The organism is Nocardia sp. NPDC058705 (assembly GCF_042749305.1).
Taxonomy (GTDB): Bacteria; Actinomycetota; Actinomycetes; order Mycobacteriales; family Mycobacteriaceae; genus Nocardia.
On the sequence record NZ_JBHYRN010000001.1, the window covers coordinates 296,365 to 309,344 of the forward strand.

A 12,980-nucleotide genomic window follows, 5' to 3' on the forward strand; every position below is an offset into this window, starting at 1 on the left:
ACCTGTGTCGAGTGATTGCTGTGTGAATCGTGATGCCGCTCAGGCGGACAGCGTGTGCCCGATGGTCGCCGCCACCGCGGCGTGGGCGAGGTATTCGGCGATGTCGTGCGCCCGCTCCTTGGGGTTCTCTACCGGGAGTTCGCGCAGATCCGGGCCCCAGGCCTGACGCAGGGGGCAGCCGATGGCGATCGGGTCGCCGGCGTACCAGGTGTTGAGCCATTCGCCGACCCGTTCCGGCCTGGTCGCGCCGCCGCTGAGCAGCTTGCGGTACACCCCGTCCAGGCCGAGCGGGCTACCGGCGGTGACCAGGAGGCGCACGTTCAGTTCGCGGGGCAGTTGGGTGAGCAGATCCAGCGCGACCACGGTGCCGAGGCTGTGACTGACCAGGATCAGTTCACCCTCGGTGGGCGTGTCGGTGAGCACCGTGTCCAGCACGCTCTTGCGGACACGTTCGTCGTCGAGATAGGCGGCGACGTCTTTGAAGATGGCGCCGATGAGCGCGGAATCGAGGCCGCTGCGGGCGGCGATCCAGCTGAGCTGGTCGTGCAGTCGCCCGAGCACCACGGCCCCGAATCCACCGAAGAGCTCGCGCTCGGCGGGCAGTTCGTCGGCGTCGGGCATACCTGCCCGGTGGGCCGCCTCGGCGACCAGGGTCTCGTACAGTTCCGGGCCGGTGTCGACGGCCTCGCGGGTGTCCATGCTCTCGATGAGCTGGTCACCGTAGAAGGGGAAATACACGTCGGCGGGGTCGATCGGGCTCAGACCGGCCAGGGTGAGTCCCTTGTTCAAACCGGCTGTCCAGTTGCGGCGCAATTCGACCGGGTCGCGGCCCTGTTGTCCACGTCCGTGCAGGAACAGCACGCTGCGGTGACCACCGAACGCCGACGATCTGCCGCGCAAACCGCGCACCAGACTCTCGACGGCCGGAACATCTCGCGGCACAGCAGTTTCCGTCGATGCCGCGCGCGGCGGGAGTGCCGCGAGCCCGAGTTCATCGAGCAGGGCGCGCTGCGCCGCATCGAACTGTCGCGATCCCAGGTCGTGCAGCAGCACGCTCACCCGCGCACCCTCGTTGGCGATCCAGTCGATGGCGTCGTCGCCGTCGCCGGACTGCCACAGTTTGCCGTCCTTGCGCAGGACTCGGCCTTTGTCGTCTTTCTTCGGGACACCGGCGTGATGCAGCGCCACGATCTCCCACTGGTCGTTGAAGACCGGCGAGCCCGAGTTTCCCGGCTCGGTGTCGGAGGCGTAGTGCAGGAAGTCGTCCAGTTGCAGGTCCAGGCGGTTGTGCCGGATCGAGATTTCCTTGAGCCGCCCCGAGGGGTGCCCGACCACGTTCATCGCCTCGCCGATCACGATCTTGCCCGGCTTGGCGATCAACGGGTTCCAGCCGAACGTCGTGCCGGGCGCCACCCCGTCGGGGCCCGGCGCCACCCGCACCACGGTGTAGTCGAGGTGCTTGTCGGTCACGAAGAAGTCGGCAGGCGCGAGGCGGTAGCGCACCGTGGCGGTGGGGACATTGTCGATGTCGACCTCGGCGCGGAACTCGAGCACAACCGATTCGGCCGCCTCCGGTGTCGGCAGCACATGATTGTTGGTGAGCAGCAGTTGCGGTGACACCATCGAACCGGTACCCATCGGGACCTCACGGCCGTTGTCGGCCAACGAGATTCGCGCTACCGCCGCGGCGGCGCGGGCACCGCGGGTGAGGAAGTTCGCGGCCTGCAGTTCGTTGGCGAAGCCGATCACCCGCTCGAGCGAGCCGATACTGTCCATCGGGTCGTGCCTGCCCAGCTCGATCACCGCCTGGGCGGGGACCTCGCCGGTGACCAGCAGCCGGTCGGCGCGGGCGAGAATCTGTTCCTCGGTGTCGACGACATCGGACTCGCTCACCGCGCGGCGGCGGGTCACCTCGTCGCGTTGTGCCGCGGTGTCGTCGAACCGCTGGGATGCGGCGTCGATCTGTTCGTGCCATGCGGCAGTGCGTGTTTCGCTCTCGGTATCCATGGGTCACCTCGCCCGGAGAATGTGTGCTGGGTATTCAGCGTGGGCGCGAGGGTGGTCGGCGATCACGAGTAGTGGACCACTCGACTTCACCGCACGCCCGCGTGTTGTCACGGGTAGATCGTGTGGGCGGCGTTGACATCGCCTGCCGAGAGCGCGGAACGCTGGCCCATCGTCACGCCGGGCGGCACGGGCACGCGCGCGAGGATCGTCGGCTCACCGGTGGTGCTGAACGCCGTCGCCGGGTAGTGCATGATCGAGCCGAAGTCGTAGCCGCCGACATCGTCCCCGTCGGTGATGTGCTGGTCGAAGTTGTGGCGGTGGGCCGGATCGACACGGTCCAGCCGCACCGCGACGAAATTGCTCCGGTCCTCCCTGCTCTGTTCGTGCCAGAGTCCGAGCGCGTGCCCCATCTCGTGGACAACAGTGCCGACGGGCGCGGTGGCGGCGAGTTCGATCGTCTGCCGGCCACCCCGCCGCCCTACCGGCGAACGACTCGACGTGCTCGGCACGAACCGCACGAAGTCGCCGTGGGCGCCGGTGCGCGGGACGAACCGGATCCTGGTGCGCGAATTCCAGTGCGCGACCGCGTCGAAAACCCGCTGCGGGGCAGGCAGCGCCGGGTCGACCTCGAAGGGGACAACGGCATTCGGCCAGCGGAACACCGCACCGGAGATCACCACACCTTCCTGGCGCCTGCGGGCGTCAAGCTCCTCGACGGTGCCGAGCACGATGTCGCCTTCGAAGATCGCCAGATCGTCGACCGCCGCGTAGCGCAGCTCGCGCACACCGTGTGCGACGCTGCCGATCAGTGCTGAGCCCGCCTCCGGGCCGGAATGGAATTCGCCGGTGTCGATCGTGTCGCCGGCCGACGGAACTGTGTCGTCGATGATCATGGGACTCGCGCTTCCTGTGTCAGGTTCGGCGACGGCGCATTCCGTCGCCTCTCCCAGCAAGGGTGGGCCGATGTCGACCCACCACGCGCGAGTAGCGGGCTACCCGATCACCTCACCGGGTAGCCGAGGGCTGCTACCGGTATCGGGGCTGTGGGGTGCACGGACTCGCCAGTGCCGACATCGTGGCGAGGTCGCAGATGCCGCTGGTCAGCATTTGGATGGGGGTGACGCCCAACAGCACGAGGATGCCGATGAGATCGCCGTGTCGGAGGAATTCTCCGGCCGAGTCGACGGCCGCCGATCCGTAGTCGAGCGCTGACGAGCCGGTGCCGTCGACCGGTGTGGGGTCGGCGGTCGCGGTCGGGGCCAGTACGAGGGTTGCGGCCAGGAAAGTGCCCGCGAGGGTGGTGCGCATATCGAGCTCCTGTTTTCAGCGAGGTGGCTGGGTCATGTCGCGGTTCATCGTCGGAATTTCGATGCTGATCGGCAGGCGCAGTTCGGCCAGGTAGACCAGCGCCGCCTTGCGGAGGAATTCGTCGAGCAGCCAGTAGGGATCCGACAGCGGGGGCGCGGCGGTGAGCAGGCCCTCGCGCACGGCGATGAAGGGACCCCAGCTGACGCGCAGCAGTGGGTCCCAGACGGGTTCGCGCGGGATCGCCAGTCCGTCGGCGATGGTGTCGCCGAGCAGGAAGCGGGTGAACGCGCCGAGGATCGGCTTGCTGAGGAGGGCGAAGTCGATGTTGGCGCCCAAGCCGAGGAGCCGGTCGGCGAGTTTCGCGCCCTCCGGTGTCGCCGCGATGATGGGGTCGAGGACCTGCGCCGCTTGGGAATTCGCGTCCGGCCAGGTGTTGGGGATGTATTCGTCGCGCACGCCGAGCAGGTGTGCGGCCACCTGCCAGGAGTGCAGGAACGCTTCGGATTCGTGCACCGGAATCGGCACGTTCCAGGCGGTCAGGTGTTTCATCACGGTGGTGGGCAGGCTGTGCCAGGTGACCATGATGTCGTTCTGGCTGATCGGGACGTCCTCGGTGGCCGAGTGCACCCAGTGCGGCGACTGGGGCAGCAGGTGACGCACCGCCGCGTGAACGAGGCGGGTCTTGACGCAGGTGACGATCATTTCCCCGTCGGCGGCGTAGGCATTCGCGCTGCCGATGTCGTAGCCGAGCTTGGCGGTCTTGGAGATACGGTCCTTCAGGTCGTGACCGCCCTTGGAGTAGTAGACCGCCCGCGCCTCCTTCGGAATGACAGTGCTCATCATCCCGCTGGCGAACCCGTAGAGAACACCGAGATACAGTCCGCGCTTCTTGTTGAACTCGATCGCGGTGCTCAGGGCGACCGGGTCGGTCCAGTGCGGGAGTTGCCGGGCGTACTCCATGAAATCCCGGAGGTCCGAAGGCAAACCGCCCGGCAGCGGTTGACCGTTCCTGGTCCAGGTGCGCAACAGCTCGTTGACTCTCGGCACGTCCCCGCGGTCGATCAGTCCGGCGACGAGACCGTCGGCCTCGGGATCCCACACGGTCATCGGGTCGGCACCGGACCCGCTCCCGGCTACCGACCCTTCCGGTGACCACGTCCACGGCTGCGCCCGCGCGGGCGTCACCATCGCCAACGCGCCCAGCGCCCCCACTATCCCACCGGCTTTCAACGCATTCCGCCTGTTGAGTCCATCCATGACGTCACTCCTCGTCGAGCACAACTGACCTCGACCGCGTGCGATGCGGGTGGCGCACCAGCAGCTCACGGTCCAGAATGGTCAGTAACTTAACAGCCATTTCGGTGAGCTGTATCCGCTTTGCTCAATCGATCAACCGCCGTTTACAAGTTAATTTCTACAGAAATGCTCAGTAACTTATGACACCTGTGCGAGGCATGGCTCAGCACTGACTACGCTGGCAGCAGCCCGCGTCCGGGCAGTGATGTGCACCGACCCGCGAGGAGACCTACCCATGTGGCCGTCTGATTGGCCCTCGTCCGCCCGTGCGATCGCGACCGCCGTCGAGGCCGCGGTCACTGCCGCGCGGGCCGCTGACGAATCAGCGTTCGGCGAGGCCACCGCGGACCTGGCCCAGCTCCCCGCCGACCAGGTCACCGCGGTCCTGTCCGCGATCGTTCGGGAACTCCTGGAAACCGCGCACCCCGACGGTCTCACCGGTGACGACGTGCGCGCGGTACTCGAAACGGTCGTGCGGCGATCGGCGGCATGGCTGCCTCGACTCGATGCTGCCGCGGTGTTCAGCGCGCTCGCCGGGGCACTCGGGGTCGATGAGTCCGAGGATCCGGACCGCGTTCAGACCGATCCCCACCCGGCGGCGGTCCTGCTCATCGACTACCTCGCCGACCTGACCCGGACGCCGCCCCAGCAACCGGTTCAGCGCGCGATCAACGAGATCGAGAGGGCGGAAACCGTCGAAATGCCTTGAGCAGCAGACTCGTTCGCCGGGTTCAGCTCTCGCTTCGGCGCTGGTGCACTGTCAGCAGGAGATGGTCGAAGCGGGTCCGGCAACCGGGGAGGTGCGGGTTGATCGACCTGACGTCGGCGACGATCTGGGCGGCGATATCGCGCAACTTCATGTTGGTTTCCTGCGAACGCCAGCGCAGCACCTTGAACGCCTGATCGGCACTGATGCCGTACATGAGGATCAGCGCGCCCTTGGCCTGTTCGATCTCGGCTCGTGCCTCGACGAGTTCGGGCACGGTCTCGTCGAGGGTGTCGCGGCGTTCTTCCTCGAGCCGCTCGGTGACGTCGATGTAGTGGCCCGTCGTGCCGATCACCGTGCCGTCCTCGTCGGTCATGTGGTCGCCGACGACGAAGACCTCGTGGATCCGGCCCTCGGTGTCCACGATCCGATGCCGACCGCAGACCGGATCGCCCGCGTTCACGGCGGCGGTGACGGCCGACCCCAGTTCTTCCTGATCGTCGGGGTGCTGATGGGAGAGCAGCAGCTCGGTGGTCGGCTCGACTTCACCGGGCTGGTAGCCGTAGATCGCGGCGAGCTCGTCGGACCATTCCCACCGGCCGTCGGCAAACCAGTAGCGAAACGTTCCGACGCCCATGCACGCTTCGGCGCCGATCACCGTGTTGATCACGGCTACCGCCTCGGGCACGGACTGTTCATTCGACTTCACGACGAACATTATCCACCCCGCAGGTCAGCGACCGGCAACAGTGAGGCGATAGTCGGCTTCCATGAGCATCCAGCCGCTCAGCTGCACCGAGAGGTCGCGGCTCAGGTTGGCCGACGAGGCCGCGGCAGCGTCGGCCAGCTGCAGGAAGGTGCCCGGCTGTTCCGGCACCACCACCGGGCGGGCCCAGTCGGCGCCGAACAGCGGTAGGCCGTCGACCTCGGCGCGGTTGGTCCAGGCGGCTTCGGCGGAGGCGTGCACGATGTTCGCCGCGGTCGTATTGTCCAGTGCCAGTGCGGTTTCGGCGAGATAGCGGGCGAGGATTCCCATGAAAAGTCCGGAGTCGTTCGCGGCGGCCGCGGCGATCACCCCCGACTCGGTGAGCCCGTTCCCGACCGCGGCGACGAGAGCTGTCGCGCGGCGGTGGTGGACGGATTCGCCTGTGCGCACAGCCAATTCGGTTTCCAGACCGATGGTCACGCCCTGGCAGTAGGTGTGCACGGTTGCGTCCACTCGTCCGCCGGGTTCGTGGACACCGTCCAGGATCAGGCCGGTCTCGGCGTCGCGCAATCGGGTGTGCAGGAAGTCGGCCAGTTGCTCGGCACGGGGCACCTCACCGAGCCGGGCCAGCGCGATACCGGTCGGACCGATCGCGGGAGTGTTGTAGAAGTCGTCGCCGGACCGCCACGGCACCGCACCGACCTCCGGGTTCCAGCCTTCGAGCAAACCTGCCCGCAGATCCCCCAGCGCGTCGTCGAACGGGATGTCGAGTAGCCGCTCGGCACGGTCGAGCGCCAGTGCCAGCCAGCCCATGTCGTCGTAGTACCGATTGGTCCACCCGGTGACATTGCGGGTGCGGATTCCGCACGCAAGGGCGACGACCCGGGCGATGCGTTCGGGAGTGCGCGCCCGGTGCGCCGCGTCAACCGCACAGTCGAGCAGATGCGCCTGCCACCAGTAACACCACCGACCGAGCACCGCACGCTCCACCACATCCGCCGGCCACACGAGCGTGCCCAACTGACGATGCGACAGCCCCCACAGCGATCGCACATGTCGCTCCACGATCGCCCGTTCCGCCAGATCGGCCCGCTCCCCCGCACCGAGTACAGCGGACCGCTTGGCGGTGATCGTCCCCGCCTGTGTCGGCTGCGCCACCACGGTCAGCGCGATCGCCGCCCCCGCCGCACACAGCAGACCGCGCCGACTGAACTCCTGGTCCCGGCGATCCATCCGCTCGGACTCCTCCTACTGGACAACGCCCATGGCACCGAATCCCCAGGATCCCACGCCGGGATTACCAGAGCTTGAACTGCTCCGGTTCGCCGTGAAAACGTTCGGCCCGCTACGACTCGCCGGTCACGGTCCCCGGGGAATACGGCGAGCCGAATCCAGCCACCCATTCGAACGCCGCATCCGGATCGGCGCTCCGTTCGGCGGCCGCGGCGAAGGGCTCGTTGTTTTGGGTCAATCGCGCGATGGTGCGTTCGAGGGCGGGCAGGATCTCGGTGATCGCGAGATCGCCGTGGGCGAAGCGGGCCAGCAGCGCGTAGACCAGATTGGTGAGCACAAGCGCGAGATCGGCGGCGTACTCCGAATCCAGCCGGGCGAACATCGTGCTGACGGCGGGCAGCACCGCGGCGAAACCCTGCGCGTCGAGCCGTTGCCCGCCCGGTCCGGAACGGGCGTGCGAGTAGGCGGCCAGCATCCGGGGGTGGCGCTCCCACGGTTCGAACACGTAGCGGGTCACCCGGTTCAGCACGTCGGCGAGTGATTCGCCGACGCGCGGTGGGTCGAGTTCGGTGTAGGTGTTGGTGGCCATCCACTGGGCGACAGCGGCGAGGACGAGCTCGTCTCGGGTGGGATACAGCTTGTAGACCGTGGTCAGCGAGACGTGCGCGACGCGGGCCACCCGGCGCAGCTGAACCGCGTCGTAACCCTCCGATTCGAGCAGCGACAGGGTGGTCTCGGTGATCTTGCGCGCGGGATCACCTTCGCCCTTTTTGGCCACCACGCCACAGTAATCCATTCGACTTGTCCTGCCACCGAGCCGATTCGACGCTGGTCAGTCCAGGCTGCAGCCGGAAACCGGTTTGTCGGCAAGACGATCGAGGAGATAGGTGAACGCGTTGTCGGGGCCGAATCCGTCGATGAGTTCGGGACCGAAATGGTTCGGGATGGTGGTGCCGGGCAGGATCGGCGGCAGGTCATTGGTGCGGAAGGTGACCGTCGCGCCCTTGCCGCACCAGTCTTCGGCGAGGCGGCGGGCCTGGCCGTACGGGACGGTGTCGTCGTTGCGACCGCTCGTGATCAGCACCGGTGTGGCCGGGGTGGAATTGCCGATGCGCAGTTGTTCCAGTACCGGTGCGGCTTCGGGCAATTCGGCGAGATGGGCCGACAGCGATCGACCGTCCTTGGTGAGCGACGTGGTCTTCAGGTACGGGTGGTGGGTGATCACGTCGGCGATGCAGGAATCGCTCAGCGTCTCGAGCATGGCGCGACCGGCCGGACTGGTGACCTGGTCGACCGCGCGCTGCAATTCGGGGTAGCGCGCCAGCATGCCGTTGACGGCGTAGCCGATGGCGCCACCGATCAGCGCGCCGTCGATCTTCTCCAGGATCGCGGCCAGGTCGGCGACCGGTCCCCCGGCCCAGGTGCCTTTGAGATTCAGTTCCGGCGCGTAGGTCGGCTGCATCTCCGCGGCGGCCGCGGTGGCGCCACCGCCCTGGGAGTAGCCCCAGAGCACGACCGGTGTCTCCGGTCCGACGCCGGCCAAGTTGTTGGCCGCGCGGACACCGTCGAGGATGGCGTGTCCGCTTTCGAACCGGTTGGCGTAGGTGTGGATGCCGGGGATGCCGAGGCCGACGTAATCGGTCACCAGCACCCGCGCGCCCAGCCCGCTCCACACCGTCGACGACGGCAGTTCCTGGTTCGCCGACAGACCAAGGGGTTCGGCGGACACCGACACACCGGTCGAGAAGGCCACCGACATCGCACAGCGGTCGGCCTGACCGGACGTGCCGGGGCCGATGACCACGGTCGGACGAGATCCCGCACCCCGCCACGGTCCGGTCGGTTCGAGGTAGGTCCCGCTCACCGCGACCGCCGACCCGTCCTGTAACCGCGAGGTGTACATCACGTGCTGCGCGCGGCCCGGCCACCCCTGCTCGGTGGGCGGGGTCACGAACAACGACATCGGCGCGGTCTTGATGATCGCGCCCGGTTCTTGCGGAATCCGATCCGGCGGTGTGTAGAACGAGCTCATCGGCTCGGCCGCCGCCTCACGCGTCGCCACCCCGGCCACCACCGTGGCGGTAGCCAGGATCAATGCCGCGCCGACGTGCCCGGCCCGCACCCATCGCCGATTCTGTCGCTTCATCGAGAACCTCTCAGTCGACACCACCACCGGCATCGTCGCCACGGTGACTCAGGTCGCCGGAGAAGCAGATCATGATGCCCGTCACACCAGCGCCGACAGAGAGTAACACGGTTACTGCGTGCCGATTTCGACGAGTGCGCGGCGGTCGCACCGCGGATGAAGATCTCGCCGACGGTCGAGGGCGGGCACGCATCGCCTGCCTCGTCGCGAACCTCGATCCGGGTGAACGGTGTCGCGCTGCCGACCGAGCCGATCTTCGGACCCCGGTCGATGTCGGAGAAGGTGCCGAAGGCCGGCCGACCCCGCAACGGCTGACGGTAGTCTGCTCCATCATGACCAGGTCCGATTCGGAACCGGCCGACGTCCGGCCGCGCCGCCGCTCCACCGCGGTGCGGCCGTCCGACGACACGCTGCTCGACGGCGTGCTCTCGGTCTTCGCCGCGCACGGTTTCGACAACGTCACCATGGATCAACTGGCCGCCGCGGCCGAAACCTCCAAACCGACGCTGTACGCGCATTTCGGCACCAAGGAACAACTCTTCGACGCCTGTGTGCGCCGGGAGGCCGCGCGCCTGTTGGAGTGGATGCGCGAAAGCTACCGGCGTGCACGGGGATTCGATCTCGACCGGCACGTGGCAACGACGACGCGCGCGCTGTTCGATTTCGCCGCCACCCACGCCGAGGGCTTCCACGTCCTGTTCGGCGCACCGACGGCGGGGCGTTCCCACGAGGTGCGGGCCGCCGCGATCGGATCGGTGGCCGACACCGTCGCCGAGCTGATCCGGCACGAATACGGTGGCGCCGACCTCGCGTGGGGCGCCAGCGCCGATTTCTGCGCGGCGGCGATCACCGATATCGGCGTGCGTGGGGTGCAGCAGGCGCTGGCACAGGACCTCGATTTCACCGCGGCCGCGGATCTGACGGTCTCGATCATCGTCGCGGCGATGCGCCATCTCGATCCCGCCGCTGTGCGCGCGGTCGACGCCGATGCCGGACCGGCCGCTGAACCTGGTGCGCCGCCGACCGGCGAGCTGACACCGCTGCAGCACGCGCCCCCTCGAAATGACGTGCTGGACACGGCGATCCGCATGTTCCTGCGTGGCGAGCGCATCGAATTGCACGCGGTGGCGACCGAACTCGGGATCAGTCGCACCACGATCTACCGCCGGTTCGGCACCAGGGAAGACCTGCTCGGAGTGGTCATCGCCCGCCAGTTCGAACATGTCTTCACCACCGTCGACAGCCGCTGCACGAGCCGCGGCGCCCACCGCATCTCCGAGGTGTTCGACCAGGTGCTGCGCCGGTTGGCGGCCGACCCGGCGCTGCGGACCTACCTCCAGAACGAATCACCAGCGGCGCTGCGGCTGGTGACCCAGGCCGACGGACCCGTGCACCGCGGCTCGGTCGCGCTGGTCGAACGTCTCATCCAGCGTGCCAAGGAGCAAGACGGCTACCGCCCGCCGATCGACCGCACCACCCTGGCCTTCGCCCTGGTCCGCCTCGGCGAGAGCTTCCTCTACAGCAATGCCGTCACCGAGGCCGACGGCGACATCGACCACCTGTTGCAGGTTCAGACGACCTTGCTCGGTGTGGCCGGACCCGTCGGCGGACCGGCCTGATCCGATCGCTCGTCGCGCCGTCCACGATCGAGCGCGGTGAAGGCCGCCGCGGCGAGGATCATGATCGCCGAGACCAGCAGTGCCACGTCGAGTCCGTGATGGAACGCCGCCTTGCCCGTGTTGAGCACCTCGGTCACCTTCGACAGGTATTTCAGGTACGGGCCGATGTCGACGCCTTCGGGGATCTTTCCGAGTTCCACGGCCTGAATGGCGTCGGGTTGCAGGGAGGTCGGCAGGCCGAGTTCGGTCATGCGGGCCTTCAGGTCCGCCGACAGGAACCCGCTCACCAGCGCGCCGAGCACCGCGACACCGAAGGCCGAGCCGACCTGGCGCATCGTATTGGTCACTGCCGCAGCCATTCCCGAGTGCTCCGACGGCACGCCCGACATCACCGCCGACGTCAGCGGCACCACCGCGATCCCGAATCCGAAGCCGGCCAGGCCCATCGCGGCCGCCAGCGACGGATCGTGGAGTTCGCCCGCCAGCATGTACCGGGTCAGCAGAATGCCGCCCGCACCGACCACACAACCGAAGATCATCGGCATGCGCGCGCCGCGTTTGGCCACCCAATAGCCCGCGACCAGCGACCCGATCACGATCGTGACCGCCATCGGCGCGAAGACACCCGCCGTGCGCGCAGCCGAATACGACTGCATCACTTGCAGATACAGCGCGGTGAAGAAGAAGATCGAGAAGATGCCGAAGTACACGGCGAACGCGACCACCAGCGCACTGCGCACGCCGGGCAGACGCAGGTAGCGGAAGTCGAGCATCGGCGCGCGCGCACGTGTTTCGACGAAGATGAACGCGACGAACGCGAGACCACCGACCGCGAACAGTGCGAGTACCGACGGCGCGGTGTAGCCGCGATCCTGCCCGGCGATCGCGGCATAGATCACCGACCCGAAGGCCAGTGCGCCCAGCACAGCGCCAGCCCAGTCGATGGGCTCGGGCCGTGGATCGGCACTCTCCGGAACCGACCACATCGCGGCAACCAGTGCCACCGCCGCGATCACCAGGTTGAACCAGAAGATCGAACGCCACCCGTACGCGTGAACCAGCACCCCACCCAGCACCGGCCCCGCCGCCAACGCCAGCCCCGACACCGCCGCCCACACACCGATCGCCTTCGCGCGAGCCCGATCATCGGGGAACACGTGACGCAACACCGACAACGTCCCCGGTTCCGAGGCCGCCGCTCCGAGACCCATGATCGCGCGCCCGGCGATGAGCATCGCGACACTACTGGCCAACGCCGAAACCACCGACCCGGCACAGAAGATCACCAGCCCGATGATCATCACCCGCTTACGCCCGAACCGGTCCCCCAGCGACCCACCCGCCAACATCAACCCGGCGAACACCACGGTGTAGGCATTGACCACCCACTGCAGCATCGTCACATCGGCACTGAGATCGCGCCGGATGTCCCCCAACGCCACACTCACCACCGTGGTGTCGAGGAAGGTCACGAACACAACTACAGCAACTGCGGTCAGAGCAACGCGCGGCCGCGCCACCCCGCCCCCCGCTTTACCCATCGGTCTCACGGCCACAGGGTACTGGGTGAATTCCCCACGGTGCGAACCGAAGTCCGCGCCCGATGCGCGCTGGAGGGTTTGGGTAAACGTGGCCCGAAAAGTTGGCGTCACCACCTGGAATACCGAAGGCCTCGGTAGTGGAACTTCACAGTCCACCACCGAGGCCGGGGGTACAGCGGGTCAGTCGCGGAAGGCGTCCTTGACCTTTTCGCCCGCACCCTTCAGGTTCGCCTTCGTTTGATCGGTGCGGCCCTCGTGCTCGAGGTAGCGGTCGTCGGTGGTCTTGCCGGTCGCTTCCTTGGCCTTGCCGACGAGCTCTTCGGCCTTGTGCTTGGCCTTGTCCGCGAGACTCATAGTTTGTTCCTTCCAGACAGATCGCTCGACCACCGTGGTGGTCGTGGGCCGTCCGTGGGACCCA

At 67.5% G+C, this 12,980-nt stretch carries 13 protein-coding genes; 3 read left to right on the plus strand and 10 right to left on the minus strand.

Features of this window, described 5'->3' with window-relative positions; all coding sequences use genetic code 11:
• Positions 1–39 precede the first annotated feature (39 nt).
• The 4 genes from ACFW6D_RS01385 to ACFW6D_RS01400 form a co-directional block, all read right to left on the minus strand.
• Positions 40–2,007 (minus strand): trypsin-like serine peptidase, encoded by a 1,968-nt coding sequence (locus ACFW6D_RS01385; protein WP_379323594.1) that lies wholly within the window; start codon positions 2,005–2,007, stop codon positions 40–42.
• 107 nt (positions 2,008–2,114) lie between these two features.
• Positions 2,115–2,900: a Dot/Icm T4SS effector Zinc-dependent metalloprotease LegP gene (gene legP, locus ACFW6D_RS01390; RefSeq protein ID WP_379323596.1), complete on the minus strand. Its 786-nt coding sequence runs from the start codon at positions 2,898–2,900 to the stop codon at positions 2,115–2,117.
• A 133-nt stretch (positions 2,901–3,033) separates the two neighbouring features.
• A complete protein-coding gene (locus ACFW6D_RS01395) occupies positions 3,034–3,315 on the minus strand; it encodes a hypothetical protein (protein WP_379323598.1) in 282 nt (93 codons plus the stop codon).
• Between the two features lie 15 nt (positions 3,316–3,330).
• Positions 3,331–4,572 (minus strand): oxygenase MpaB family protein, encoded by a 1,242-nt coding sequence (locus ACFW6D_RS01400; RefSeq protein WP_379323600.1) that lies wholly within the window; start codon positions 4,570–4,572, stop codon positions 3,331–3,333.
• 274 nt (positions 4,573–4,846) lie between these two features.
• Between ACFW6D_RS01400 and ACFW6D_RS01405 the strand changes: the two genes are divergently transcribed.
• Positions 4,847–5,320 (plus strand): hypothetical protein, encoded by a 474-nt coding sequence (locus tag ACFW6D_RS01405; protein WP_379323602.1) that lies wholly within the window; start codon positions 4,847–4,849, stop codon positions 5,318–5,320.
• A 22-nt stretch (positions 5,321–5,342) separates the two neighbouring features.
• Here the strand turns inward: ACFW6D_RS01405 and ACFW6D_RS01410 are convergent, their stop codons facing one another.
• The 4 genes from ACFW6D_RS01410 to ACFW6D_RS01425 all read right to left on the minus strand — a co-directional run bounded on the left by ACFW6D_RS01410 (position 5,343) and on the right by ACFW6D_RS01425 (position 9,402).
• The gene (locus tag ACFW6D_RS01410; RefSeq protein ID WP_379323604.1) at positions 5,343–6,035 is read right to left on the minus strand and encodes a PAS and ANTAR domain-containing protein; all 693 of its coding nucleotides are present in this window, start codon (positions 6,033–6,035) and stop codon (positions 5,343–5,345) included.
• Positions 6,036–6,050: 15 nt separating this feature from the next.
• Positions 6,051–7,256, minus strand: coding sequence for a glycoside hydrolase family 76 protein (locus ACFW6D_RS01415; RefSeq protein ID WP_379323606.1), 1,206 nt, complete (start codon positions 7,254–7,256; stop codon positions 6,051–6,053).
• A gap of 112 nt (positions 7,257–7,368) precedes the next feature.
• Positions 7,369–8,034 carry a TetR family transcriptional regulator gene (locus tag ACFW6D_RS01420; RefSeq protein WP_379323608.1) on the minus strand — a complete coding sequence of 222 codons (666 nt, stop codon included), beginning with the start codon at positions 8,032–8,034 and terminating at the stop codon, positions 7,369–7,371.
• A 54-nt stretch (positions 8,035–8,088) separates the two neighbouring features.
• Positions 8,089–9,402, minus strand: a complete 1,314-nt coding sequence (locus tag ACFW6D_RS01425) for a lipase family protein (RefSeq protein WP_379323610.1) — start codon at positions 9,400–9,402, stop codon at positions 8,089–8,091.
• A gap of 156 nt (positions 9,403–9,558) precedes the next feature.
• Between ACFW6D_RS01425 and ACFW6D_RS01430 the strand changes: the two genes are divergently transcribed.
• Together ACFW6D_RS01430 and ACFW6D_RS01435 are read left to right on the plus strand one after the other, a co-directional pair.
• Entirely contained in the window at positions 9,559–9,717 is a 159-nt protein-coding gene (locus ACFW6D_RS01430) for a hypothetical protein (protein WP_379323612.1), read from the plus strand.
• A gap of 17 nt (positions 9,718–9,734) precedes the next feature.
• Entirely contained in the window at positions 9,735–11,021 is a 1,287-nt protein-coding gene (locus tag ACFW6D_RS01435) for a QsdR family transcriptional regulator (protein ID WP_379323614.1), read from the plus strand.
• Here the strand turns inward: ACFW6D_RS01435 and ACFW6D_RS01440 are convergent.
• Both ACFW6D_RS01440 and ACFW6D_RS01445 read right to left on the minus strand, forming a co-directional pair.
• Positions 10,973–12,562, minus strand: coding sequence for an MFS transporter (locus ACFW6D_RS01440; protein ID WP_379324213.1), 1,590 nt, complete (start codon positions 12,560–12,562; stop codon positions 10,973–10,975). The two genes, ACFW6D_RS01435 and ACFW6D_RS01440, sit on opposite strands and share 49 nt — an antisense overlap.
• Positions 12,563–12,742: 180 nt before the next feature.
• Positions 12,743–12,916, minus strand: a complete 174-nt coding sequence (locus ACFW6D_RS01445; protein ID WP_379234506.1) for a CsbD family protein — start codon at positions 12,914–12,916, stop codon at positions 12,743–12,745.
• Positions 12,917–12,980: the final 64 nt, after the last annotated feature.

Bases quoted from the DNA above. Each gene is read 5' to 3' on its own strand.
- ACFW6D_RS01400 (WP_379323600.1), bottom strand. From the start codon at position 4,572: ATGGATGGACTCAACAGGCGGAATGCGTTGAAAGCCGGTGGGATAGTG.
- legP (WP_379323596.1), bottom strand. From the start codon at position 2,900: ATGATCATCGACGACACAGTTCCGTCGGCCGGCGACACGATCGACACC.
- ACFW6D_RS01405 (WP_379323602.1), top strand. From the start codon at position 4,847: ATGTGGCCGTCTGATTGGCCCTCGTCCGCCCGTGCGATCGCGACCGCC.
- ACFW6D_RS01395 (WP_379323598.1), bottom strand. From the start codon at position 3,315: ATGCGCACCACCCTCGCGGGCACTTTCCTGGCCGCAACCCTCGTACTG.
- ACFW6D_RS01415 (WP_379323606.1), bottom strand. From the start codon at position 7,256: ATGGATCGCCGGGACCAGGAGTTCAGTCGGCGCGGTCTGCTGTGTGCG.
- ACFW6D_RS01445 (WP_379234506.1), bottom strand. From the start codon at position 12,916: ATGAGTCTCGCGGACAAGGCCAAGCACAAGGCCGAAGAGCTCGTCGGC.
- ACFW6D_RS01410 (WP_379323604.1), bottom strand. From the start codon at position 6,035: ATGTTCGTCGTGAAGTCGAATGAACAGTCCGTGCCCGAGGCGGTAGCC.
- ACFW6D_RS01425 (WP_379323610.1), bottom strand. From the start codon at position 9,402: ATGAAGCGACAGAATCGGCGATGGGTGCGGGCCGGGCACGTCGGCGCG.
- ACFW6D_RS01440 (WP_379324213.1), bottom strand. From the start codon at position 12,562: ATGGGTAAAGCGGGGGGCGGGGTGGCGCGGCCGCGCGTTGCTCTGACC.
- ACFW6D_RS01435 (WP_379323614.1), top strand. From the start codon at position 9,735: ATGACCAGGTCCGATTCGGAACCGGCCGACGTCCGGCCGCGCCGCCGC.
- ACFW6D_RS01430 (WP_379323612.1), top strand. From the start codon at position 9,559: ATGAAGATCTCGCCGACGGTCGAGGGCGGGCACGCATCGCCTGCCTCG.
- ACFW6D_RS01385 (WP_379323594.1), bottom strand. From the start codon at position 2,007: ATGGATACCGAGAGCGAAACACGCACTGCCGCATGGCACGAACAGATC.